The organism is Haemophilus sp. HMSC068C11 (assembly GCF_001815355.1).
GTDB lineage: Bacteria > Pseudomonadota > Gammaproteobacteria > Enterobacterales > Pasteurellaceae > Haemophilus_D.
In genome coordinates, this window is record NZ_KV820360.1 from 1 (window position 1) to 24,604 (window position 24,604).

A 24,604-nucleotide genomic window follows, 5' to 3' on the forward strand; every position below is an offset into this window, starting at 1 on the left:
TTCACTAACCTTGTAATTGATTTCGCATAATGTATATTATGTTAAATTAAATATATAAATTATGTCACAAATCAATATGGGTGACTATCCTATTTCATGCACTACTTAAAATAAGGTGAGTTTTGGTTTATGGATAAGAAGAAATAAATGGATGTCTTTGTGATGGAATAATTAAATTAGAATGAAATTTTGAGATAACGCTACGTGAATTCTGAATACAATTGCATACATCAATTCAGCAGATTTCATCATTCTTGATCTGATAATGAGAATTTATTTTACACATGTCACATAAATGAGAATAATTAACATTGTTTTTTCTTTTATTATTAGTGACTTATAAAAATAATTTTAAAAAAACACTTGACCATTCTCATTTGCGAGATTAGAATGCACACCGATGACAAGTTAAGCAGTCTTGTTTTTATTTTTAATCTCTACTTAATAAGGAAAGGAGTTAGTTATGCTTAATAAAGCAATCGCAGATAAGTTAAATGAACAAATCAATTTAGAGTTCTACTCTTCTAATGTTTATTTACAAATGAGTTCTTGGTGTAGCAAACACGGTTATGAAGGTGCTGCAGCATTTTTACTTCGTCATGCTGATGAAGAATTAGAACACATGCAAAAATTATTCAAATATGTGAGTGAAACAAGTGGTATGCCACTTTTAGGTAAAATTGATGCGCCTAAGAATGACTACAAATCACTTAAAGAAGTATTTGAAACCACACTTGAACATGAAAAACTCGTTACTTCTAAAATTAATGAATTAGTTGAAGTGACTTTTGCAAACAAAGACTATTCTACTTTTAACTTCTTACAATGGTACGTTGCAGAACAACACGAAGAAGAAAAATTATTCAATAGCATTATTGATAAATTTAACTTGGTGGGTGAAGACGGTCATTCGCTTTACTTTATCGATCGTGATTTAGCAACATTATAATTTTAGAAGGAGAATACAAAATGTTATCAGCAAACGTAATCAAATTATTAAATGATCAAATGAACCTTGAGTTCTACTCTTCAAACCTTTACTTACAGATGAGTGCATGGTGCGAACAAAATGGTTTTGAAGGTGCAGCTAAATTCTTATCAGAACACGCTGCAGAAGAAATGCAACACATGCGTAAATTATTCACTTATTTAAATGAAACTGGTGCATTAGCGGTAATCACTGCAATTGAAGCACCAGCGCATGAGTACAAATCATTAAAAGAAATCATTGAATTAACTTACAAACACGAGAAATTAATCACAAGTAAAATCAATGAATTAGTGGGTAAAACTTTTGAAGAAAAAGACTACTCTGCATTCAATTTCTTACAATGGTATGTTGCAGAACAACACGAAGAAGAGAAATTATTCAGCGGTATTTTAGACAAATTAAATCTTCTTGGCGAAGATGGCAAAGGCTTATTCTTAATCGATAAAGATTTAGGAAACCTTGCTGGTCAAACCGCTTAATTAGATAATCATAAAGCTTAGTAGAAATACTAAGCTTTTATTTTACTCATAAATTGTGACAGCGTATCAAAATATTTTAAACTTCCCTTTTATCTTTGAATGCAAGTTGATGAAATTTAAAACAACTACACGTTTTTAATGAAATTTTACTTGCAACGAAGTAAGATAAACGTATAATTCAGAACAACCCAAATGCCTGGGTGGCGAAATTGGTAGACGCAGCGGATTCAAAATCCGCCGGTGAATAACCGTGTCGGTTCGAGTCCGACCCTAGGCACCACAGAATTTATAAGCTCTGAAGTTATTCAGGGCTTTTTTATTAGCTAAAGTAAATCAATATGACAGAACAAAACCAAGATAAAAAACAGACTTATAATTTCAATAAATTGCAAAAACGCCTTCGCCGTAATGTAGGCAATGCAATTGCTGATTTTGGCATGATTGAAGATGGTGATAAAGTAATGGTTTGTCTTTCTGGTGGTAAAGACAGCTATACACTTCTTGATATTTTGTTGAATTTACAACAAAGCGCACCGATTAAATTTGATATTGTAGCCGTCAATTTAGACCAAAAACAACCTGGTTTTCCGGAGCATGTTTTACCTGAATATCTGCAAAGTATTGGTGTGGATTATAAAATCGTTGAAGAAAATACTTATGGCATCGTAAAAGAGAAAATTCCAGAAGGCAAAACAACGTGCTCTCTCTGCTCTCGCCTACGCCGTGGTATTTTATACCGTACAGCAACTGAACTTGGCGCAACAAAAATTGCACTTGGACACCATCGTGATGATATGCTGGCTACCCTGTTTCTGAATATGTTCTACGGTGGAAAATTAAAATCGATGCCACCGAAATTAATTTCAGATGATGGCAAGCAAATCGTGATTCGTCCATTGGCTTATTGTAAAGAAAAAGATATTGAAAAATATGCCGTAGCGAAAGAATTTCCAATTATCCCTTGTAATTTATGTGGTTCTCAACCTAATTTGCAACGTCAAGTGGTGAAAGAAATGTTGAATATTTGGGACCGTCAATATCCTGGACGCTTAGAAACCATGTTCAGTGCAATGCAAAACATTACGTTGTCACATCTATGTGACCCAAAACTCTTCGATTTCAAAGGCATTAAACATGGTCAATCACTTGATGGCATTGAAGGGGACACCGCATTTGATGAAGAGCGTATCGAGCCAATGACATTTGATGATGAAGATGCGTCAGATTATTCCGATAATGAAATGATCAGCTTTAAAGAAGTGAATTAATATGATTACTGTGCAAGGAAAACAAATTGAAACTGACACCTCTGGCTATTTACTTAATATTGCTGATTGGAATGAAGAGGTGGCAAAATACATCGCTCAGCTAGAAGGTGTAGAATTGACCGACGCTCACTGGGAAGTGATTTATTTTGTGCGTGATTTCTATCAAGAATATAACACTTCCCCTGCGATTCGGATGCTAGTAAAAGCAATGTCAGAAAAGTTAGGTGAAGATAAAGGTAATAGCCGCTATTTACAACGACTCTTCCCTGATGGACCAGCTAAACAAGCAACTAAACTGGCTGGTCTGCCAAAACCGGCTAAATGCTTATAGAATAATATAACCGCGCGATAAAGTGCGGTTATTTTTTTACTCAATTTTCGCTATATACAAAAAAATACAATCGCTATATACTTATAAAAACAACGAATTTTAAGTATATGAAGAAATCCTCTCTTACCTTTCCCCTTTTACTTTGCCTACTTATTGGACTCATTTTATGTTCACTCTCTTGGGGGCGTTTTGCGATTCCGCTTGAGAATGTCGTACAAAGTCTTATTGGTAATAATGTCAATGATGTGCAAAACAACATTATTTTTAATCTTCGTTTACCTCGTGTGATTGCAGCCATACTTGTCGGTGCTTCATTAGCTATTGCGGGTGTGGTGTATCAAGGTATTTTCCGCAATCCTTTGGTTTCACCTGATATTTTAGGCGTGTCTAATGGTGCTTGTGTCGGTGCTGCATTGGCGATTTTAATCGGTTCGGGGATGCTGGGCATTCAAGCCTTTGCCTTTGTCGGTGGTTTGATTGCCGTCTTGCTCACCATGAATTTACCACGTTTAATTCAGCGAGACTCCACCATTGTTTTAGTGCTTTCTGGCATTATTGTTTCAGGCTTTATGATGGCGACATTAGGCCTCTTGAAATACCTTGCTGATCCCGAAACCCAGTTGGCTGACATTGTTTATTGGCAATTAGGTAGCCTAACCAAATCTAACTACGACAACTTGCTTATCCTTTCTCCTATCATTTTGCTCACTACCCTTGGCTTATTTTTAATGCGTTGGCGTATTAATGTGCTTTCATTAGGTGATCGTGAGGCAAAATTAATCGGAGCCAATATCCGATTAGAACGAGGTTTAATGGTGGTTTGTGCCACATTGCTGACGGCTTCATCGGTTTGCTTAAGCGGGAACAATTGGTTGGCTAGGTTTAGTGATTCCGCATTTAGCGCGTCTTTTCATTGGTGATAACAATGTTAAAAGTTTACCGCTAGCCGGACTTATCGGCGCGATTTTCTTGCTCGTTATCGATACCCTCGCCCGTAATTTATACATTCAAGAAATTCCACTCGGCATTCTCACCGGCTTTATTGGTGCGCCATTCTTTGCTTGGGTTATGATTAAACAAAAGGTAGTGGACTAATGCTGAAAATTGACAATCTTTATTATTGGCATAATGTTGAACATTCGCTACTCAATGGTATTGATCTAACCTTACAAAAAGGCGAATTGCTGACTATTCTTGGTGCAAATGGTCGTGGTAAATCAACGTTATTAAACTGTATCGCGGGGCTTTTGAAACCAAAGAGCGGTCAGATTTTGCTGGATAATTGCAAATTAAGCGAAATGAGCAGTAAGCAAATTGCTCAGAAAATTGCTTATGTCTCGCAACACAGCCCACAAACCTATCAATATCGCGTGCGTGATTATGTGGTATTAGGACGGGCTTCACATCTTGGTGTTTTTGATAAGCCAGGTGAAGCTGATTTTGCATTAGTTGACGAAGCCTTAAAGAAACTCGGCATTAGCCATTTTGCTGACCGAATTTATATGCAAATGAGTGGCGGCGAAAAGCAGTTGGTCAATCTTGCGCGTATTTTGGTGCAACAGCCTCAACTGATTTTGTTTGATGAACCCACTTCGGCATTAGATTACGGTAATGTGTTTAAAACCTTAAGCCTAATAAAAGAGCTCTCACTACAAGGCTTTACCATTATCATGACAACACATAATCCCGATCATCCCATGTTGTTACATAGCGCACTGCCTCACAGCCGAGTAAGCATCTTAAACGAGCATGGCAAGTTACAAACAGGTTTGACACCGGAAATCATTACCGAAGCCAACTTAAAAGCACTTTATCAAACGGATTTGCGCTTAGTTGATGTACCTGCGTTACAACGTCAAATTTGTGCAATTACCCATTTATAAACCCACTAGAAGGAAATTCATATGTTGAAACATTCTCTAAAAAAAGGCTTGATTGCCCTTTCTCTTGCAGCCTGTTTTGCCCTACCGCTACAAGCGAAAGTTATCACGGATGTTGAAGGAAATAAAATTGAACTGCCAGACAACGTTCAACGCGTTGCGGATCTTTGGCATGCGAATAACCAAATTGTTTTGTTACTAGGTGGTGCGAATAAATTAGTCGGTACCACTACGACCATCGCCGCAAACCCTTGGTATAGCGCAGTATATCCAAATATCAAAAATGTACCGGTATTAACCAACGGTGAAACCATTCAAACGGAAGAACTGTTAAGTCATAAACCAGATGCGGTATTGCTCTCGAAAAAATCCATGTTAACTGAAGTGGAGCAAGCAGGCTTGAAAGGCGTGCGTGTAAGCTTCCAAGATTTTGATGGTTTGAAGAAAACCGTACGCATTACCGCTGAAGTTTTAGGTGATAAAGCCCCTGAAATCGCAGAAAACTATATCAAAGAATTAGAAGGCAATATTCAATTTGTAGAAAGTCGTCTTAAAGGCTTAAAAGATGAACAACGCCCAACGGTGTTACATATCACTAAAGGCTCTGATTTGTTGATGATTGATGGTGGAAAATCCATGATCGGCGAATGGATTAAATTAGCAGGCGGTAAAAGCGTGTTACCCGATGAAGCCAATATGGTGACCGTCACCGTAGAAAGCATTATTCAAGCGAATCCAGATGTCATTATTATCGGCAGCAGCGGTAATAAAGCGCAAGCAGCAATCGAAAAAATCAAAGCTGACCCAGCATGGCAATCAATAAGTGCGGTCAAAAATAATCGTATTTATGCTAATCCAACCGGCACATTCCCATGGGATCGCTACAGTGCAGAAGAAGCTTTACAAATTCTTTGGGCGGCTCAGCTCTTCCATCCTGAACAATTTAAAGATTTGAATATGGTGGAAAAAACACAAGCTTTCTATAAAAAATATTATGGTTATGCGTTAAGCAAAGAAAATGCTGAGCAAATCTTAAAAGGGTTATCACCTATTAAGTAGTATTTTCAATTTATATATTTATCTATATAATACCCACTCTTTTTTAACTTAAACATAAGGAAATGCTAAATGAAAATTAGTGCAAGAAACCAACTTAAAGGTACTGTAAAATCAATCGAAACTGGTTCTGTGAACGCAATCGTACACATTGATATCGGTAACGGTAACATCATTTCTTCTACCATCTCTATCGATGCAGTAAAAGAATTAGGTTTAGCTGTTGGTAAAGAAGCATATGCGATTATCAAAGCAACTTCTGTAATGGTTGGTGTTGAATAATCTCAACTGAACTGTTCAGAATTCTATATAACCGCGCTTTAAAGTGCGGTTATTTTTTTGTCTTTTTTCTCTCTAATCTCTTTATTCCCCTTCTAATAAAATGCATTTTATCCTTAACCAAAATGAAACAATCTTTGCTACATCTTGTTATTTATTGACTTTTAATTAATTATATTATATAATTTTCACATATTATCAATTTTTAGTTAATAATCTAGTTTCGGATTATTCTGTTAAACTTAGGAGAGCAAATGACAAATCAACGTTTTATTACTATTTTAGGCTATGTCGCAACATTTACTTCTGTTTGCATGTATGTCTCTTATTTACAACAAATCGGTCTAAATCTATCAGGTCAAAAAGGTGGCTGGCTACAACCTTTTGCCACGACTATCAACTGTAGTTTATGGGTGGCTTACGGCTTACTAAAAGAAAAACGCGATCTGCCTATTTCATTAGCAAATGCGCCTGGTGTCATACTTGGTTTGATTACTTTCGTTACCGCCTTATAACACTATAAAATCTCATATAAAAAAGACCGCACTTTTTAAAAATCTTAAAGTGCGGCCTTTTTATTTATTAATTTAATTCATTTAAAACCTGAAAATTATGATATTGTCTAATTATAAATTCTATTGCATTCTATATATGAACAGACGTTTAGACGTCTAAACCAAATAAAAACAATAGAAGGATTCATTATGACAACATTTCATTTAGCAGGATTTCCGCGCGTAGGCGCAAAACGTGAACTTAAATTTGCTCAAGAGCGTTATTGGCGTGGCGAAATTGCAGAAGCGGATTTATTAGATATCGCCAAAAGATTACGTGAACTAAACTGGCAACACCAAGCCAAGGCAAATGCTGATTTTGTCGCGGTGGCTGATTTCACACTTTACGATCATATTTTAGATTTACAAGTGGCAACAGGTGCGATTCCAGCTCGCTTTGGTTTCTATAGTCAAAACTTAACGCTCGATCAATATTTCCAGTTGGCTCGTGGGAATAAAACACAATTTGCGATTGAAATGACAAAATGGTTCGATACCAACTACCATTATCTTGTACCAGAATTCCATAAAGAGGCACAATTTAAAGCCAATCCCGCACATTATGTGACACAAATCCGCGAAGCTAAAGCGCTTGGGTATCAAGTTAAACCAACAATCGTTGGTCCACTCACCTTCCTTTGGTTAGGTAAAGAAAAAGGCGCTGCATTTAATCGCTTTGATTTATTAGCAAAACTCGTGCCAGTTTATGTTGAAATTTTAAATGCGTTAGCTGCAGAAGGTGTGGAATACATTCAAATTGATGAACCCGCTCTCACCTTAGATTTACCGGCAGAGTGGATTGCCGCTTATAAAACGGTTTACGCCACTTTTGCTGAACAAGTGAAAGCGAAATTATTGCTTGCGACTTATTTTGGTTCTGTGGCAGAACATGCTGATTTGTTAAAAGCCTTACCTGTTGCAGGTTTACATATTGATTTAGTACGTGCACCTGAACAACTTTCTGCCTTTGCGGATTATGACAAAATCTTATCTGTGGGCATCATTGATGGTCGTAATATTTGGCGTGCAAACTTAAATCAAGTGTTAGATGTGGTTGAGCCATTAAAAGCGAAATTAGGCGATCGTTTATGGATTGCGCCAAGCTGCTCTCTCCTTCATACACCTTATGATTTAGAAGTCGAAACACAGCTACAAGCCAATAAGCCTGAGCTTTATCAATGGTTGGCTTTCACGTTACAAAAAATTCAAGAATTACGCATTATTAAGACTGCGCTAGAGCAAGGCCGTGAAGCGGTTCAAGCTGAATTAGCAGCTTCTCAAGCTGCTGCGGATGCACGCAAAAACTCGCGTGAAATTCACCGCACTTGTGTCGCAGAACGATTAGCAAATCTACCAAAAAATGCTGACCAACGTAAATCGCCATTTGCGGAACGCATTAAATTACAAAATGCGTGGTTAAATTTACCACTTCTACCAACCACAAATATTGGTTCTTTCCCACAAACGACCGCTATTCGTCATGCCCGTGCCGCCTTCAAAAAAGGCGAACTCAGCCTAGCTGATTACGAAGCTGCAATGAAAAAAGAAATTGAATTTGTTGTACGTGAGCAAGAAAAATTAGACTTAGATGTATTGGTACACGGCGAAGCTGAACGTAATGACATGGTGGAATACTTCGGCGAACTACTTGATGGTTTTGCTTTCACCAAATTTGGTTGGGTACAAAGTTATGGTTCACGTTGTGTGAAACCACCTGTGATTTACGGTGATGTTACTCGTCCAGAACCAATGACGGTACGTTGGTCGCAATATGCCCAAAGCCTTACCAATAAAGTGATTAAAGGCATGCTGACTGGTCCGGTGACGATCTTACAATGGTCTTTCGTGCGTAACGATATTTCTCGTGAAACGGTCTGTAAACAAATTGCGGTAGCGCTTTCTGATGAAGTATTAGATTTAGAAAAGGCAGGCATCAAAGTGATTCAAATTGATGAGCCAGCTATTCGTGAAGGTTTACCGTTAAAACGTGCAGATTGGGATGCTTATTTAAAATGGGCAGGCGAAGCCTTCCGTTTGAGCTCAATGGGTTGCCAAGATGATACTCAAATTCATACACACATGTGTTATTCCGAATTTAACGATATTCTACCGGCTATTGCCGCCTTAGATGCCGATGTCATTACTATCGAAACCTCGCGTTCTGACATGGAATTACTCACCGCATTTGGTGATTTCAAATACCCGAATGATATTGGCCCAGGTGTATATGATATTCACAGTCCACGCGTGCCTGCAGCAGAAGAAATTGAACATCTTCTTCGTAAAGCATTACAAGTGGTGCCGAAAGAACGTTTATGGGTAAACCCAGACTGTGGTTTGAAAACACGCGGTTGGCCAGAAACGATTGCAGCATTAAAAGTGATGGTTGATGTCACGAAAAAATTACGTGCTGAATTAGCATAAAATCAGTAAAAAGAAAGGCGAACATGAGAGATTATCTCTGTTCGCCTTTTTCTTTTACTTCAAAAACACATTCATTTTTAACCTCACTTACAGGCTAATATATTCCATTTTCACCTTGCAGAGGCTCTTCAATAACTGCTCTGCCATCTTGCGATGACTTAGACGCAACGGTTTCTCTGCAAATACTACACGCTCAATTTTTGATACATCTAATTGATTTAAATAAGCAAAATTAATGGCGGTTTGCATAGCCGGTAGGCTTGGGTTAAATGCCGCATTTTCTGCATATCGACCACAAATCATTTCTCCATTTTTAAATAAAATGCCTACACCATGAGGGCTTTTAGAATAAGGTGAATGAGCTCGGTTTGCCCCTAAAATGGCTTTATTTGCCACTTCATCTTCTGTTGTTAATGTAAAACCTTGTTCTTCTTTGTTTAATAGAAGCAAATCAACCCCTAAATCTTTTGGGCCAAAGCTATCGGGTAAATATTGGGGAAGTGGATTATTTTGGCTATGTGGCAAATGGATTTTCAAATCTTTCGCTTGATAAAGCTCATTCATAAATTGACGACAGTGACCACAAGGCGTGTAATTCACCACGATATCCGTGATGCGAGGTTCATTGCGTAACCATGCATGGCTAATCGCACTTTGTTCAGCATGGATGGTTTGAGCCATGCTACTACCCTGAAATTCTTGGTTCGCACCAAAGTAAAAATCACCACTTTCACCAATCGCAATCGCTCCAACATGAAATTCTGAAATGGGTGTATGGCTATAACAAGCCGCTACGGGCAAAAGCGTCAAACCTAATTGAACAGGCGTAAGCTTAAATTCATCACAAATTGACCGCACTTTTTCAGCTGGTAAAAAACCTTTCCATTCTTGTTCTTCTAATGCAGAAAGAATTGCATTTGAAAGTGGTGAATCGGCTAATGCTTGTTGAATTTTTTGTTGCATATTAAATCTCCTTATTTTTATATGCCCATTCTACGCTATTTGAGAAAAAACCTAAACGCTAAAAGCATTTCGGAATATGTTTCCAATCATTTATCAACATTAAAAATAAACAAAAAAATAACCGCACTTTTACAGTGCGGTCATAAATTAAGATGTTTTATTCACTTGTTTTATAACAACGATGGTGCAACACCAAGTAATTTTCGGGTGTAATCCACTGTTGGGTGGTTGAAAATATCTTCAGTGCTACCTGTTTCCAAAATTTGACCGCCGTACATCACGACAATGCGATCAGATACTTGGCGTACGGTTTGGATATCGTGAGAGATAAACACCATGGCAAGATTGAGTTCTTTTTTCAAATCCGCCAATAAGTTTAGCACTTGAGCACGAACAGATACGTCTAATGCAGAAGTCGGTTCATCCGCAACAATCAGTTTTGGATTCAGCGCTAAAGCACGTGCAATCGCCACACGTTGTTTTTGCCCGCCCGATAAACGAGTTGGCTCAACTTGTGCCGCAGAACGAGGTAAACCGACGCGAGAAAGTAAGTCATATACACGTTTTTCCCGTTCGTGTGGTTGTAACACATTGTGAATATCCATTGGGTCACGCAAAATATCCAACACTTTCATACGAGGATTCAGTGCGGTTGCAGGGTCTTGGAAAATGACCGACACTTGGCGACCGAATTGTTTTCTCGCTTCTGAGCTGCCATATTGCATTTGTAAACCGTTGAATTTCACTAAACCTGATGTCGGTTTAAGCAGTCCAATAATCACGTTGGCTAAGGTAGATTTCCCACAGCCAGACTCCCCAACTAACCCAATGGTTTCCCCTGCTTTAATACCAAGACTCACATTGTTCACCGCAGTGAATTTTTTACGACCAAACAATGAACCGTCGCGAGAAGGAAATTGCACCACGATATTTTCTAAATCGATGATGTTTTGTTCTTTAATGACTTTAATACTACTGCTCATATTATGCTCCTTTCACTTCCGTTACAGGCTTAGCTAGATGAGAAGCCCACAAGTGAGACGGCTCGCCTTCCACGGCGGTTAATATCAATTTTTGGTCCGGATTTGCATCTGGTCGTAATGAACGACTTGCGAAACGGTCACCCACAGCAAAATCGTAAGGTGATGGTACGCTGCCCGGAATTTGATATAAACGTTTCGCACGGACTTCAGTTGAAAGTACAGAGCCCAATAAGCCACGGGTATATTCATGAGTTGGATTAGCAAGCAATAAGGATGTTGGTGCCATTTCAACCACTTGTCCTGCATACATTACCGTAATGTGGTGAGCTAACTGTGCAACCAATGCTAAATCGTGGCTGACAAACACCATCGCAAACCCAAGCTTTTCACGTAGTTCATTCAATAATTTCACCACTTCTGCTTGAACTGTTACGTCTAATGCGGTTGTTGGTTCATCGGCGATTAATAATTTCGGCTCACGAGTTAATGCCATTGCAATCACCACACGTTGACGTTGACCACCAGAAAGTTCATGCGGATAACGGTTCAATACTTTTTCAGGATCAAGGTGTACCCATTCTAACAATTTTTCTGCGGTATGGTGACTGCCACGTTTAATGAGCTGTGCCATTTGATCTTTGATACGCATTGAAGGGTTTAATGCACTTAAAGAGTCTTGGTAAATCATCGCAATTTCAGAACCACGCAATTCACTTAAATTGTTAGAATTAAGTAAGCTGTGTTGTTTACCACTGCGGTCGGTGAAAAGCACTTCCCCAGTGATTTTGGCTGTTTTTGGTAACAAGCCCATGATAGAGAATGCCGTAATAGATTTACCACAACCAGACTCACCTACTAACCCCATGGTTTCCCCTTCATTTACGGTGAAGCTGATATTATCGACCAATGGAATGTCACCATAACGATTTGGGAAACGAATAGATAAGTTTTTCACTTGTAAAATCGGTTTTGCATTAGGATCTAATTGCATACGATTTGTACGCGTGATTTCTTTTTCATGTAATTTGAGTAAGTAACGTTTTAATGCAAGGCCTTCAGAAAGTGCTTCTTGTACGTCGGTAGAGAGACGTTCATCTGATTTGCCTTCTGGTTTTTTACCGCCTTTCAAACGAGGGTTAACCAAGGCATCAGTAAGACCTTCCGCCAAAATATTTAAGGCTAATACAGTTAAAAGAATCATCACACCGGCAAAGGTTGTTGCCCACCATGCACCGTTTAATACGATGTTACGCCCTTCAGAAAGAATGTTACCCCATGAAGGATGTGGTGGTTGTACACCTGCGCCTAAGAAAGAAAGCGAGGCTTCGAATACAATGGCATCTGCCACCATTACAGTTGCGAATACTAAAACTGGTGCGGCAGTATTGCGCACAACGTGTTTGAGAAGAATATAAGTACGGCTACCACCAATAACACGTTCAGCACGCACATAGTCTTCATCCCATTGTGATACCACATTCGCACGAACTACACGAGCAAGTTGCGGAGTATAAACCACGGCAATGGTGATAATAATAACCGGCACAGAGTTACCAAAGGTTGCTAATAACACAGCCGCTAATGCGATACCTGGGAACGCCATTAAAATATCCATTAAGCGCATGATAATTTCATTGCCCCATTTCTCGGATGTGGCTGCAGTTGCACCTAAAACACTACCGAAAATAATGGCACAAGCTACCGCACCTAAACCGATAAATAAGGACGTTTGGGCACCGTAAACAATACGAGAGAAAATATCACGACCAAGTCGATCAGTCCCAAACCAATATTCCGCACTTGGAGCACGCATACGTGCGATCACTTCTAATGGATCATGTGTTGCCACCCAAGGGGCAAACACCGCCACTAAAGCAACGAAAACTAAGAATAATAATGAAATTTTTGATGCGGTGGAAAGTGCTCGGAATCTCGCACCGCTTGCAGCTAATCGATCTGCTAAACCTTGACGAAACATTATAGACTCCGAATTTTAGGGTTAATCAATACATAGAGAATATCAACGATAATATTCACTAAAACGAAGGTAAAGGCGATTGTCAGAACCACACCTTGTACTAAGTGTAAGTCGTGATTGACGATACCGTTAAAGATCAATTTACCCATACCTGGTAAGTCAAAGATTTGTTCGATAACTACCGCACCACCAAGTAAGTAACCTACACGTAAACCTAATACAGTGACTGGCGTGATTAAGGCATTACGTAATACGTTGTGACGAATAACAGTTGCATAAGGTACACCATTACCAATCGCCGTTCTCACATAGTCTTTATCCATTTCTTCAACCATGGTTGTACGCACCACACGAATTAATGACGCACATACTGGCACGGCAAGCGCAAGAGATGGCAAAATCATGGAATTGATATACCCTATTGGGCTTTCGCTGAATGGTACAAAACCACCAGAAGGCAACCAATCTAATTCCAAAGAGAACCATTGAATAAGTAAGATACCTAACCAGAATGAGGGGGTTGCAACCGCAGCAACAGAGATTAAACGAATCACTTGGTCTACCCAGCTATCACGATAAAGCGCGGCTAGTACACCTAATGAGAAAGACACGACTGCCGCAAACACCACACCAATTAGGGTAAGCTGTAAAGTGATTGGGAAAGATTTCGCTAGCATGCTACTGATGGGTAATTCTGGTGGCATCGTTACACCAAAATCCAACACAAGTAAGTTGCCTAAGAAACGAAAATATTGAACAAAGAGTGGATCATTTAAGCCATGTGATTCGCGGTAAAGTTGTTTTGCCGCTTCACTAGCACTTTCGCCTAATGCCACTGTAGCAGGATCACCTGGCGTGAATTGAAGCACTACAAAGACGAGTGCTGTTACACCCAGTATCATGACTGGCAAAGCCATCAACCGGCGTAACAATAATCGAAGTATCATTTCCATCTGACCTCTCCTATTCTATTTTGAGAAATTCATTAAATTAAAAATGAAGTGAAATAATCAAATTAAAAAACAAAATGATTTATACAAATCATAATGTCAGCTCTATACCCTGTCAATCCAAGTAACTAGGGCAAAGTTCAAATCTGTGATCGGCTTCACAAAGATTTTTTTGAAATAAAATAGAGAGCAGAAATGATTGAAAAACAGAGGAAAAAATGACCGCACTTTGGTGTTAAAAAGAAAGAAAAAAGGCTGTTGATTGCTCAACAGCCCAAACATTTAAAAAGTACTTTTATTTGCGGCCCACACCGAGGAAAGATAAACCGGTTGTCGCCAATGGTTGATAGCCTTCAAGACTACTATCATCCCATGCGGAAGGAAGTTTACGATGAACAATCGGATAAAGTGGTACTTCAGCCGCAATAATGTTAATCGCTTCTTCCCATGATTTTTTCGCTTCAGCGTGATCTTTTGCTCTCACTGCAGCATTGAGCAATTCAGTCACTTTCGCAAATTCAGGGGTATTGCTCCAGCGGAAACGACGTTTCGGCCATACATCACCACGATACCACCAGCTTAAAAGCAAGTCTAAGTCATTACCAAACACGGATGGGTCACCCGGCGCGATTGCCACTTCATACACACCTGGGTCTACGTTGTTACTGTATAACGCACCTGATTGTAAGTGTTGTAAAGTCACTTTCACACCTGGAATCTTGTTCCAAGATTCTAAAATTAACGGTGCAGATTCTTTCACCCAGTCGTGGTCGGTTGCGAGCAATTCAAATTTAAGCTCAGTCACACCAGCTTCTTTTAATAATGCTGCTGCTTTTTCCGGATCATAAGGATATTGAGTTGATGCCTTAATATAATCTGGGTGAGTGGTTTGTAAGTATGATGTTGCAGCTTCCGCATTACCATCAAATACAATATCAACAAGTTTGTCTGTGTTTAAACCATAGTGCAACGCTTGACGTACTTTTGGATTGTTAAACGGAGCTTTCTCACAGTTAAACATTAAGAATAGCAAGCCGAAAGATTGAACGGATTGCACTTGTTGTTTTTTATTTTTCAAACGGCTAATGTCTAAATAAGGCACACTTTCCATTGCTTGAGTACGTTTAGACTCTTGTGCAGTTACACGAGCTGCGGCATCAGAAAGTAATAACCAAGACATTTTTTCAACTTGTGCTGGATATTTACCATTGTAAGGTTCATAAGCTTCAAAGACGATTTTGTCATCTTTCACTGCTGAAACAAATTTGAATGGACCAGAACCAATTGGGTGTGCATCAAATGCAGATTGTCCCACTTTATCGATCACATGTTTCGGTACAATTTTCACACAAGTTAAGCGGTTAGCGAATAAAGCAAATGGATATTTCAATTTGAATTCCACCACTTTATCATCCACAGCTTTCACACTTTCAATGAAATCAATAAACATCACGAATAAAGATTTATTGGCTGGATCCATAATACGATTGAAAGAATACACAACGTCTTCAGTCGTGACCGGTGCGCCATCATGGAAAGTTGCGCCTTCACGTAAAGTAATACGCCATGTTGTTTCATCAACTTGCTCAGGCTCTTTTCCTGCTAAAGCAAGATAAGGTTCACGAGTTGCAGGATGCAAATCCACCAAACCTTCAAAAATATGCAAGTTTGCGGCATAAGGTGAAGCACCGCTTGATGTCATTGGGTCAAAACCGGTAGAAAGTGGATAAGCAATCCCCGCTTCAATGGTTTTACCTTTAATATCTGCAGCAAAGGCTTTTGGTGCAAATGTGCCTAATGTGCCACTAAATGCAATACCTGCCCCCACGCCAGCCATAAGCTTCATAAAATGACGACGAGATTCATTTGTTTCAAAGGAAAAATGCTTTGTCATACTAAACTCCTGATGAGTAATAAAATCATATTTTGGTTTTTTAAACCTAGCCAAACATTTCATTCGAAAATGAAGTAAAGCAATCAAATCTTAGAATAAAATGATTTGTATCAATCATAATCATCTTCGATTCATTCTGTCAAAGGGGAAATATTGAATGTGTGATCTACTTCACAGAGTTTTTTGCAACTTGAGATAAAAGATTTTAACTATGTATAATTTATTATGAATAGATTTTAACTATTAAATCGTTAGATAATATGAAATAGCCATCAGAAAAAACGATGCTTATAATGACCGCACTTCCCAAGCAAGGGAACAACATTTTAATCAACAATAAAGAGGAAAATACTATGTCAAAAACATCAATCGGTTTAGATAAAAAAGCATCTGAAAAATTAGCAGCAAAATTAAACGAATTATTAGCAACCTATCAAGTCTTCTATACTAACGTGCGTGGTTACCACTGGAACATCAAAGGCGTAAACTTTTTTGAATTACACGCAAAATTTGAAGAAATCTACACAGATTTAGTAGAAAAAGTTGATGAAATCGCAGAACGTATCTTAACTTTAGGTTACACACCACATAACGGCTATTCACAATATTTCAAAGACTCACGTATTAAAGAAGAGTTAGGTGTATCTGATGCACACTCTTGCTTAAAAGGTACATTAGATGGATTAAAAGTATTACTTGAACAACAACGCGAAATTCTTGAATTAGCAGGTGAATCTGATGATGAAGGTACCGCTTCTCAAATGAGCGACTACATCAAAGAACAAGAAAAACTTATTTGGATGTTCCAAGCCGCTTGCCAAACTTGCCATGCTTAATTAAATATAGATTAAATGCGAAAGCCGACTGATGTCGGCTTTTTTATTATCTACACGACCGGTTTTTGTCGATAGAACAATAGCCCTGGTAAAGCTAAGCCCAAAACAAGGGCTCCCAAAATAAAGCTGGTATTGATAAAAGAGCTGATCATTTGCTCAAATAATGTATCGGAAAAGCCATAATGATGAATTTGTACGATAGCAATCATCGCTTTATAAGCATGAACCCCCGGAATCATTGGAATAATTGCCGCAACGGTAAAGACTTTTGGATGGGCTAAATAGCGATGAGATAAATGCACACCAATAAAACCAATCACACAAGTGGCAAAAAAAGTGGCAAAAACAATCGGGACTCCAAAGTGTAATAATAAAGTTCTCGTGACATGCCCAAGCGCGCCTAAAATAGCACAATACTTTAAGGCTTTAGGCGGAACATTAAATACTAAAGCAAATCCTACTGCTGGAATGGCGGCAAAAAGCATATCGTCGAGTAAATTCAGTAAAAACATCCTATTACCCCACCCACGAAACAATATTTAAAAGATCTAATGCAAAGACAATACCTAAACAAGCACCAAAAGTGAGAACCGTAGCGATGGTCCATCGTCCTATTCCCATATTGACATACCCTTTTAAAATATCTGCAAGTGAATTAATTAATGGGAATCCTGGGACAAGTAATAAAACGCTAGAAGCTAATGCGATATGAGGATCATTGCCTAAACTATATTTCAAACTGACACCGGAAATCAGTGAGGCAACAAAAGCGGTAATGGCAAAAACGATGAGTGGATTGTAATGACGTTTAGAAATTTCTTGTCGAACAAACATGGCAATGGCAGAGGCAATAAAGGTGATTGCACAAATTGTGATATCTCCGCCAGAAAGGTGAGCAAAAGAGGCACAAGATAAACCAATCATAAACACCACCAAATAACGGTTATATTTTAGTGGTTTTAATTTATCCAGTTTCTTTTGAGCCATGGACAAATCATACAAGTGATGCTCTACGGCAACCACAATGTGCTGAACATCCGTAACGATTTGCATATTAATGCCTTTATCGACATTCTTCCGCACGGTGGTAATACAATGTTGCTTAGAAAGTGTGGTCAACAAGACGGCATTTGCCGTTAAAGCACACTCTACGCTTTCAATGCCTAAAGCTACACCTAATCGCTGTGCCATTTGTACGACGACAGCACTTTCTGCTCCATGCTGTAACAATAACAAAGCGGTTTCCACACAAATACGGGTAACCGCTCGTTGGTATTCCTGATCCATATATCTGTGCTCTTATTAAAGTAAACGTTAGATATTATAGATCGATGAATAAAAAATACTGAAAAAATGACCGCACCTATGATCCAAGTCAAAACTTCAGTATTTCCAAACCCTATTAATCAGCTGAGATTAAATAGCTTTATCAAAATACAATGGCACATCGCTTAACTTAACCATATTCGTGATATAAGCTAAAACCGCTGGTGGGAATTCGATTCCTTTCACACAAGTCAGATTTCGTAATACCGGGAAGACGATAATATCTTCAAGAGAAAGTTTTCCGTTTAATGCATTTTCAGATTGAATTAATACCGCCAATTTCTCTAAATCGCCTTTTAAGCGAGCGAGATAGGTTTCGGTCTTCGCAATATTTTCAGCAAAATCACCAATAAATTCCGTTTTCTTTTTAGTGAAATAATCGACCGCACTTTGGGTTTCAAATTCAGCTAAACCAATTTGCGTAAAGCGTGCAGTCGTAAGATGGCCATAATAACTGCCGACTTCTTTTAACCATGCTTCAATTTCAGGACGAACGTGTTCAGATAAGATTTTTTCACCAAAATGCTCATCTACATAATGCACGATATCCAAACTTTCCGGCATCGCAGTACCATCTTCTTTGACAAGAATTGGCACAACCTTTTTACCCACTAAACCAATTGGCGTTGCTTCATCATCATTTGCCAGCACTACAAGTTCTACTGGTAAATTTTTTAAACCAAAAATCATGCGAGCTCGCACACAAAACGGGCAATGATCGTAAACATATAATTTCATTTCTTACTCCTCTTTTTCCTGTAATAACTTTCCTAAACCACTTTGTCTTTTTACCGTATTTCTGACCGCACTTTGCCAGATTTTTTCATTAGCAAATACGGAAAGTTGATTTTTCGCACGGGTAACACCGGTAAATACCAGCTCTCGTGAAAGCACTGGATTGGGTTCTGTTGGTAATACCATGACGGTATGATCAAATTCTGAACCTTGGGATTTATGAATCGTCATCATAAATGCAGGCTCGTGAGCGGGAATACGACTGGTCGAAACTTCTCGATTGCCGAACCACACTTTGCCTTTAGCTAAACACAAGCCAATATCACCGTTATACAGTTTCACATTATGATCATTTTCCGTAATCATAATTGGTTTACCAATATACCAATCGTCCTCTTGACGGAACCAAAGTAATTTCTCAGCACGCAATGCCAAAGCAATTTCTCGATTTAACTCTTCTACACCTAATGCCGAAGCACGAAGTGCGGTCAAAAATCTCACCGAATTAAAACGGTCTAAAATTGCTTCTGAATAAGTTTTTTCGTTGCCCTTTTCATCTATAAATTTTGCATTGAGATCTTTCTTCTGAGCAAAATAAGTTTGAAGCTGGGTTAAATAAACACGGTAATTATCGACCGCACTTTTCACCACTTGGCGAACAGATTCTTTAACGTCTTGTTCTTCATTAAAATGATGGAAATGCAACTCTTGTGGATATTCCGCAAAGGTTGCTACACTGCCCTCACCTTTTCCTTGTTGAATTTGCTCAGCAAGTTGTTTAATGCCCGAATCATCTCGGAAACGACGACTAAAGGTTAAATGGCAAATGGCATCACGCAACGGACTATGTTCATCTGAAGTTGGAACGGTATAGCCTGTTGTTGCATGGATATAATCGGCTTGAGCAGGGCTATAATCTTGCGTTAAAAACTGTGCTATTTCCCCTAATACCGCTCCCGCTTCCACTGAGGCTAATTGAGCTTGGTCACCCAATAAAATCAAACGTGTTTCGGGTTTCAACGCTTGCACCAGTTTCGCCATCATCGGCAAATCAATCATCGAGGTTTCATCCACTACTAATACATCAATTTGCAGTGGATTATGAGCATGATATTTCACGTTATCGGTAAAAGGTCGAACGCCTAGTAAGCGATGCAGCGTTTCTGCGGTTTTAGGAATCGATGCACGTAACTCATCTGAAATCGGCATTTGTGCCAAGGCATTTTCAATGGATTCCGTTAAACGAGCCGCGGCTTTCCCCGTTGGTGCAACCAATTTAATATGAAGTTTTCCACCAAATAATTCCTGTAATACACATAACAAGCGAGTAACAGTCGTGGTTTTCCCTGTTCCCGGTCCACCTGTAATCACAGAAAATGGACTTTTTACCGCCGTTGCGACGGCTACTTTTTGCCAATCAACTTGCGCTTGTTGCTGAGGGAAATAACGATCCAATAAGGTTCGAATTTGTTGCGGTTCTACTGATAAAGTGCGGTTATTTTTCAAGGCATTTTTAATATATTGCGCCACGCGGAATTCATCTTGCCAAGCTCGATAGAAATAAATAGCCCCAAATTGAAATGCGAGAGGCGCAATCTGATTTTCAGGATCTTGTGTAAAAGCAATATGCCCCGCTAAGGCTGATTGCCATTTTGATACAGGAAGCGAACCAATCTTTTCATTGATAAGCGACAAAAAATCCGTTTCAGTATGACGATAAGCCAAACCAAATAAATTACGTTCTAAGAAACGATCTAACACACAACAAGTATTGCCTTGTGTATAGCTCCAGTTGCAAAGTGCGGCTAATAAAATCGCTAAATTTTGTACGGGTTCGGCATAGCCTTTATCTTTTTGTTTATCAGCAATTAATTGAGCAAAATAATAATCGCCTTGAGTAATCACACCTTGTTCTTGCAAGGATTTTAATAGGCTTAACATTAAAATAATTCCTCTAATTGTTGGATTAATTGCCAATCTGGTTTATCAAAAAAGATGCCCGATTGTGGCGAACCATTCATTCCTCGTAAAAATGCATAGACCACACCACCAAAATCTCGGTTGTAATCGTAGTGAGGTAAACGTGTTTTTAAATAACGGTGTAATGCCACCACATACAACAAGTATTGCCAATCATAGTGATGCTCTAACATGGCTTTTTTCAATGCAGCTTGATCGTAATCCTTTAATGTCTCACCCAAGAAATTCGATTTGTAATCAAGCAAATAATATTTACCTTGATGGCAGAAAACTAAGTCCATTGTGCCTCGCACCATGCCTTGAATATCATCAAACTGTAACGGTTCTGATGGCAAATGATGTAAGGTTGCTAACGCTCGGTTAAAACCTGCGACATCAAAATGGCTTGTGATATTGAGATAAAACGCCAACTCTTTTAAGCATTGTTTTTCGTTAATTTGAGCAAGGGTAAAATCATCGCTTGGCAAAATTGGCGTGCTGAGTATTTGTGCAAACCACTGTTGAACTGCTACAAATTGCTCTTCTGCAAGATTTAAATCCTGACATAATTTTTCAATGTTTTCTTTCTCAGAAAGTTGAGCAAAAGGCACCTTTTCAAAATAACGATGCAATAACGTACCGATTTGCGTTCCCCGTGGAAAATCTAGAACCATTTCATCGTGATCATGAGCAAGTGCGGTCAGATTTTCAGGGATATTTTCTGTTGAAATCGATGCATCATAATCTTTCGCATCATCAAAAATGAGCGATTTTTTCACCGCACTTTCATTCAAATAAGCTTTGCGTTGATGTGTTTGTTCGATGCCACTAAAGCTGGTCACTCGCCAATCTTGTTCAATTTCACCTTGGAAAATTTCCGCACTTAAATTTTCTTGAGAAAGATTTAAGGTAAGTGGTTCACTGGCTTGTAACACATCGGTTAATTCAATCGCTACATCATTGGGTAAAAGCTGCTTAAACTTTTCCAATAATGGCTGCGTGTCCCAATTATTTGGCAAATCGAGTTTTCGACCAATTTCACCTTGCGTTAAAACATACAATAAAGCATTCCATTTTTTATCAAAGGCTTTCGGTAACACAAAGGCCATTTGATATTTTGCTCGGGTTAATGCTACATAAAGCAAACGCAATTCTTCCGCAAAAACTTCTTCTGTTAAATCATCCAAGTGTTGATCTTGCATATCCCACAAGATTTTCTCTTCGTCACTGTCATAATATAAATTAAACAGTTTCTTCTGATTGCCTGATTTTGTTGGGTCTTTTGCTTCATTACCTAAAAATGGCAACCAAACCAAATCATATTCCAAGCCTTTGGATTTATGGATAGTCACAATCTTCACTAACTGACGTTCGCTTTCTAAACGAATTTGTGCTTCTTGACGACCTTCATCTTGAATTTGCTTTTCAAACCAGCGCAATAATGCCGCTTCACTTTCATTTAATGCCGCTGCTTGCTGTAAAATTTCAGCTAAATGTAACAAATCCGTCAGTTTTCGCTCGCCATCAGGCCGAGATAAGAGTTTTTCTGTGATATTTTCAGCTAAAAGTAAATGATGCAACATCGGCAAGACGCCTTGGCGTTGCCAAATTTGTTGATATTCTGCAAATTTTTCAGCCCAACGTTGCCACTGAATTTCATCATGATGAATTTGGTGAATTTCAGCTGCATTTAAGCCGAAAAGTGCGGTCGCAATTGCATTTAAAATTGGACGTTCCGTCACACTCAAACAGGCTTGCAAAATCAGGGCCAGTTCTTTTGCTGTGTTACTCTCAAAGACATTTCCTCTATCCGAAAGGTAAACCGAAGCAATACCGAGTGCTTGCAATTCTTTTTTCACTAGATCCGCTTCGGTATAACCACGCACCAAAACGGCAATATTTTCTGCTCGCAATGTTTGATTTTCCGCTTTACTTTCATTTGGAAAAACAACCGGATTTTCAGCCGCACTTTTTAACCATTGCTGAATCGATGTTGCGCAAGCTTTCGCATAATCTTGCTGGGTGGATTCGTCTTTATCATTAATGTAAAAACGGAAGGCTGGCTCAGGCTGATTATTTAGCTGAAAAACAAGATTTTTCTTGGCTGCGCCTACATTTAAAAATTCTATATTTTCATAAATAAAGGGATCATTTTTAAAATCAAATAATCGATTTACCCCTTCCACTAAAGGTTGAGAAGAACGATAATTTATGCCTAAATTAAAACGTTCATTGGCTTCTTTTGCTGCTTTTAAATATGTAAAAATATCGGCACCACGGAAGCGATAAATCGCCTGTTTTGGATCCCCGATCATCATAAAGCCAACATTGCCAGACGCGGTTTCATTACGATAAATTTTAGAGAAAATTTGATACTGCAACGCATCCGTATCTTGGAACTCGTCAATCATGGCAAAAGGATATTGAAAACGAATTAATTCCGCTAACTGTTCTCCGCCCTCACCATGTAATGCCTCTTTCAATAAGCGTAATAAATCATCAAAGGATTTTTCAGGGTGATTTGCTTTGTATTCAAGAAGTTTCTTTTGAATACCTTGACGATAGTGATAAAGAATGATTTTTTTTAATAAATCACTTGGTTGATGTTTTTCAACCAATTCTTCAAGTTCCGCAAAAATTGGAGCATAAAACGGTATAGCCGCTTTTTTATTTTTCGTTTTTTCTGTCGGCTTTTCGTATTTTTGTTCAATCGAAGATTGTAAAAAATACTTCCTTAATATTTCATGAATTTCATAGTCTAGTGGATTATTTGCCCATTCATTAATCTGTTCAATCCATGTTTTAAGACGTTCTTTTTGGTAGCTTCTACGACTGAGAGATGTGAGCTGATCTTTTGGATAATCTTTTGTTATTTCCTCCATGATAATGGAGGAAATTTTATCTACATTTTTTAACCAAAAAACTTTTAAAGCTTCAACAGCTTTTAATCGCTCTCCCACACTTTTCTGTAAAAATTCATCAATTGACAACGACAAGCTTTGTTGGTTGTCCGTCGCTACCGATACATCTTTGTTTAAATCCGATTCTAAAATACTTAGCACATCATCAGGCGAACCTAACTCTTTCGAGATAAAATTAGCAATCTCGAAAGGTTGGGAATAAAAATGCTCCCGCCAAAATTCATTTGCAAATTGTTTGAGTAAATCAGACTGATCTTTGAGAAGTTTTAAATTGAAATGTACGCCTGAATTAAAAGCATGTTGCATCAGCATTCGGCGACAAAAACCGTGAATGGTATAAATAGAGGCTAAATCTAAATTTTGTTCGGCCAGCTTTAAGCGGCGAAGTGCAGTGGGAACATCCTCTAAATAAGGCAACAACTCCGCTAAAAATTGATGTTCCCCAGTAAAAATCGCCTTATCTTGCTTTTCATAATATTCAGAAAAAACCAAAATTGCCGCCGTTAAACGTTCCCGAATTTTGCGTTTTAAATCTTCCGTCGCCATTTCAGTAAAGGTTACGACCAAAATCTCTTCCACATTCAACGGACGAGAAAAACAATTCTCACCAGCCTGTAAAAGTAAACGAAGATAGATAGAACCGATGGTATAGGTTTTCCCTGTACCGGCAGAGGCTTCAATTAAATTGACTTGATTTAAGGGTAATGAAATGGCATTAAGTGCGGTTGATTTTGGGCTCATTTTTTATTTTTCTGTAAACATTAGAGTGCCCCTATTGTAGGGATTTAGCTGAGGGA

At 38.6% G+C, this 24,604-nt stretch carries 20 protein-coding genes, 1 tRNA gene and 1 pseudogene; 12 read left to right on the forward strand and 10 right to left on the reverse strand.

The window, feature by feature from the left end; translation table 11 throughout:
- The first annotated feature begins 463 nt into the window (after positions 1–463).
- From ftnA (HMPREF3020_RS01770) to metE, 11 genes and pseudogenes are all read left to right on the forward strand, one after another.
- The gene (gene ftnA / locus HMPREF3020_RS01770; RefSeq protein ID WP_070592092.1) at positions 464–949 is read left to right on the forward strand and encodes a non-heme ferritin; all 486 of its coding nucleotides are present in this window, start codon (positions 464–466) and stop codon (positions 947–949) included.
- Positions 950–969: 20 nt separating this feature from the next.
- Entirely contained in the window at positions 970–1,470 is a 501-nt protein-coding gene (ftnA, locus tag HMPREF3020_RS01775; RefSeq protein ID WP_014065386.1) for a non-heme ferritin, read from the forward strand.
- Between the two features lie 194 nt (positions 1,471–1,664).
- Positions 1,665–1,750, forward strand: a tRNA-Leu gene (locus HMPREF3020_RS01780).
- Positions 1,751–1,808: 58 nt separating this feature from the next.
- A complete protein-coding gene (gene ttcA / locus HMPREF3020_RS01785) occupies positions 1,809–2,738 on the forward strand; it encodes a tRNA 2-thiocytidine(32) synthetase TtcA (protein WP_070775357.1) in 930 nt (309 codons plus the stop codon).
- A gap of 1 nt (position 2,739) precedes the next feature.
- Complete coding sequence (locus tag HMPREF3020_RS01790; protein WP_070775358.1) at positions 2,740–3,069, forward strand: TusE/DsrC/DsvC family sulfur relay protein; 330 nt, start codon at positions 2,740–2,742, stop codon at positions 3,067–3,069.
- Between the two features lie 107 nt (positions 3,070–3,176).
- Positions 3,177–4,164 (forward strand): annotated as a pseudogene (locus HMPREF3020_RS01795) (FecCD family ABC transporter permease).
- Positions 4,164–4,952 (forward strand): ABC transporter ATP-binding protein, encoded by a 789-nt coding sequence (locus tag HMPREF3020_RS01800; RefSeq protein ID WP_070775359.1) that lies wholly within the window; start codon positions 4,164–4,166, stop codon positions 4,950–4,952. Before HMPREF3020_RS01795 ends, HMPREF3020_RS01800 begins: the two are co-directional and overlap by 1 nt.
- 21 nt (positions 4,953–4,973) lie before the next feature.
- A complete protein-coding gene (locus HMPREF3020_RS01805) occupies positions 4,974–6,008 on the forward strand; it encodes an ABC transporter substrate-binding protein (RefSeq protein WP_070775360.1) in 1,035 nt (344 codons plus the stop codon).
- A gap of 69 nt (positions 6,009–6,077) precedes the next feature.
- Complete coding sequence (locus HMPREF3020_RS01810) at positions 6,078–6,287, forward strand: TOBE domain-containing protein (RefSeq protein ID WP_005696093.1); 210 nt, start codon at positions 6,078–6,080, stop codon at positions 6,285–6,287.
- Positions 6,288–6,538: 251 nt separating this feature from the next.
- Positions 6,539–6,799, forward strand: coding sequence for a SemiSWEET family transporter (locus HMPREF3020_RS01815; protein ID WP_049373448.1), 261 nt, complete (start codon positions 6,539–6,541; stop codon positions 6,797–6,799).
- 189 nt (positions 6,800–6,988) lie between these two features.
- Positions 6,989–9,262: a 5-methyltetrahydropteroyltriglutamate--homocysteine S-methyltransferase gene (gene metE / locus HMPREF3020_RS01820; RefSeq protein WP_049373449.1), complete on the forward strand. Its 2,274-nt coding sequence runs from the start codon at positions 6,989–6,991 to the stop codon at positions 9,260–9,262.
- 87 nt (positions 9,263–9,349) lie between these two features.
- Here metE and cdd read toward each other — a convergent pair whose 3' ends face one another.
- The 5 genes from cdd to HMPREF3020_RS01845 all read right to left on the reverse strand — a co-directional run bounded on the left by cdd (position 9,350) and on the right by HMPREF3020_RS01845 (position 16,030).
- Positions 9,350–10,225, reverse strand: a complete 876-nt coding sequence (gene cdd / locus HMPREF3020_RS01825) for a cytidine deaminase (RefSeq protein WP_049373450.1) — start codon at positions 10,223–10,225, stop codon at positions 9,350–9,352.
- 170 nt (positions 10,226–10,395) lie between these two features.
- Complete coding sequence (locus tag HMPREF3020_RS01830) at positions 10,396–11,208, reverse strand: ABC transporter ATP-binding protein (RefSeq protein ID WP_005696082.1); 813 nt, start codon at positions 11,206–11,208, stop codon at positions 10,396–10,398.
- Position 11,209: 1 nt separating this feature from the next.
- Positions 11,210–13,186 (reverse strand): dipeptide/oligopeptide/nickel ABC transporter permease/ATP-binding protein, encoded by a 1,977-nt coding sequence (locus tag HMPREF3020_RS01835; protein ID WP_049366569.1) that lies wholly within the window; start codon positions 13,184–13,186, stop codon positions 11,210–11,212.
- Positions 13,186–14,139, reverse strand: a complete 954-nt coding sequence (locus tag HMPREF3020_RS01840; protein ID WP_049366568.1) for an ABC transporter permease — start codon at positions 14,137–14,139, stop codon at positions 13,186–13,188. The genes HMPREF3020_RS01835 and HMPREF3020_RS01840 overlap by 1 nt, the downstream gene beginning before the upstream one ends.
- A 292-nt stretch (positions 14,140–14,431) precedes the next feature.
- Positions 14,432–16,030 (reverse strand): ABC transporter substrate-binding protein, encoded by a 1,599-nt coding sequence (locus HMPREF3020_RS01845; protein ID WP_070775361.1) that lies wholly within the window; start codon positions 16,028–16,030, stop codon positions 14,432–14,434.
- Between the two features lie 353 nt (positions 16,031–16,383).
- Between HMPREF3020_RS01845 and HMPREF3020_RS01850 the strand changes: the two genes are divergently transcribed.
- Entirely contained in the window at positions 16,384–16,866 is a 483-nt protein-coding gene (locus HMPREF3020_RS01850; RefSeq protein WP_049366566.1) for a Dps family protein, read from the forward strand.
- 50 nt (positions 16,867–16,916) lie between these two features.
- Here HMPREF3020_RS01850 and HMPREF3020_RS01855 read toward each other — a convergent pair whose 3' ends face one another.
- From HMPREF3020_RS01855 to recB, 5 genes are all read right to left on the reverse strand, one after another.
- Positions 16,917–17,378 (reverse strand): threonine/serine exporter family protein, encoded by a 462-nt coding sequence (locus HMPREF3020_RS01855; protein ID WP_049365508.1) that lies wholly within the window; start codon positions 17,376–17,378, stop codon positions 16,917–16,919.
- Positions 17,379–17,382: 4 nt separating this feature from the next.
- Positions 17,383–18,153, reverse strand: a complete 771-nt coding sequence (locus HMPREF3020_RS01860; RefSeq protein WP_014065357.1) for a threonine/serine exporter family protein — start codon at positions 18,151–18,153, stop codon at positions 17,383–17,385.
- A 129-nt stretch (positions 18,154–18,282) separates the two neighbouring features.
- Positions 18,283–18,930, reverse strand: a complete 648-nt coding sequence (gene grxB / locus HMPREF3020_RS01865) for a glutaredoxin 2 (protein WP_049366565.1) — start codon at positions 18,928–18,930, stop codon at positions 18,283–18,285.
- A gap of 3 nt (positions 18,931–18,933) precedes the next feature.
- A complete protein-coding gene (gene recD / locus HMPREF3020_RS01870) occupies positions 18,934–20,868 on the reverse strand; it encodes an exodeoxyribonuclease V subunit alpha (RefSeq protein WP_070775362.1) in 1,935 nt (644 codons plus the stop codon).
- The gene (gene recB / locus HMPREF3020_RS01875; RefSeq protein ID WP_070775363.1) at positions 20,868–24,548 is read right to left on the reverse strand and encodes an exodeoxyribonuclease V subunit beta; all 3,681 of its coding nucleotides are present in this window, start codon (positions 24,546–24,548) and stop codon (positions 20,868–20,870) included. Before recB ends, recD begins: the two co-directional genes overlap by 1 nt.
- Positions 24,549–24,604: the final 56 nt, after the last annotated feature.

Excerpts from the sequence above, each read along its gene's own strand:
- ftnA (WP_070592092.1), top strand. The coding sequence starts at position 464 with ATGCTTAATAAAGCAATCGCAGATAAGTTAAATGAACAAATCAATTTA.
- ftnA (WP_014065386.1), top strand. The coding sequence starts at position 970 with ATGTTATCAGCAAACGTAATCAAATTATTAAATGATCAAATGAACCTT.
- ttcA (WP_070775357.1), top strand. The coding sequence starts at position 1,809 with ATGACAGAACAAAACCAAGATAAAAAACAGACTTATAATTTCAATAAA.
- HMPREF3020_RS01790 (WP_070775358.1), top strand. The coding sequence starts at position 2,740 with ATGATTACTGTGCAAGGAAAACAAATTGAAACTGACACCTCTGGCTAT.
- HMPREF3020_RS01800 (WP_070775359.1), top strand. The coding sequence starts at position 4,164 with ATGCTGAAAATTGACAATCTTTATTATTGGCATAATGTTGAACATTCG.
- HMPREF3020_RS01805 (WP_070775360.1), top strand. The coding sequence starts at position 4,974 with ATGTTGAAACATTCTCTAAAAAAAGGCTTGATTGCCCTTTCTCTTGCA.
- HMPREF3020_RS01810 (WP_005696093.1), top strand. The coding sequence starts at position 6,078 with ATGAAAATTAGTGCAAGAAACCAACTTAAAGGTACTGTAAAATCAATC.
- HMPREF3020_RS01815 (WP_049373448.1), top strand. The coding sequence starts at position 6,539 with ATGACAAATCAACGTTTTATTACTATTTTAGGCTATGTCGCAACATTT.
- metE (WP_049373449.1), top strand. The coding sequence starts at position 6,989 with ATGACAACATTTCATTTAGCAGGATTTCCGCGCGTAGGCGCAAAACGT.
- cdd (WP_049373450.1), bottom strand. The coding sequence starts at position 10,225 with ATGCAACAAAAAATTCAACAAGCATTAGCCGATTCACCACTTTCAAAT.
- HMPREF3020_RS01830 (WP_005696082.1), bottom strand. The coding sequence starts at position 11,208 with ATGAGCAGTAGTATTAAAGTCATTAAAGAACAAAACATCATCGATTTA.
- HMPREF3020_RS01835 (WP_049366569.1), bottom strand. The coding sequence starts at position 13,186 with ATGTTTCGTCAAGGTTTAGCAGATCGATTAGCTGCAAGCGGTGCGAGA.
- HMPREF3020_RS01840 (WP_049366568.1), bottom strand. The coding sequence starts at position 14,139 with ATGGAAATGATACTTCGATTATTGTTACGCCGGTTGATGGCTTTGCCA.
- HMPREF3020_RS01845 (WP_070775361.1), bottom strand. The coding sequence starts at position 16,030 with ATGACAAAGCATTTTTCCTTTGAAACAAATGAATCTCGTCGTCATTTT.
- HMPREF3020_RS01850 (WP_049366566.1), top strand. The coding sequence starts at position 16,384 with ATGTCAAAAACATCAATCGGTTTAGATAAAAAAGCATCTGAAAAATTA.
- HMPREF3020_RS01855 (WP_049365508.1), bottom strand. The coding sequence starts at position 17,378 with ATGTTTTTACTGAATTTACTCGACGATATGCTTTTTGCCGCCATTCCA.
- HMPREF3020_RS01860 (WP_014065357.1), bottom strand. The coding sequence starts at position 18,153 with ATGGATCAGGAATACCAACGAGCGGTTACCCGTATTTGTGTGGAAACC.
- grxB (WP_049366565.1), bottom strand. The coding sequence starts at position 18,930 with ATGAAATTATATGTTTACGATCATTGCCCGTTTTGTGTGCGAGCTCGC.
- recD (WP_070775362.1), bottom strand. The coding sequence starts at position 20,868 with ATGTTAAGCCTATTAAAATCCTTGCAAGAACAAGGTGTGATTACTCAA.
- recB (WP_070775363.1), bottom strand. The coding sequence starts at position 24,548 with ATGAGCCCAAAATCAACCGCACTTAATGCCATTTCATTACCCTTAAAT.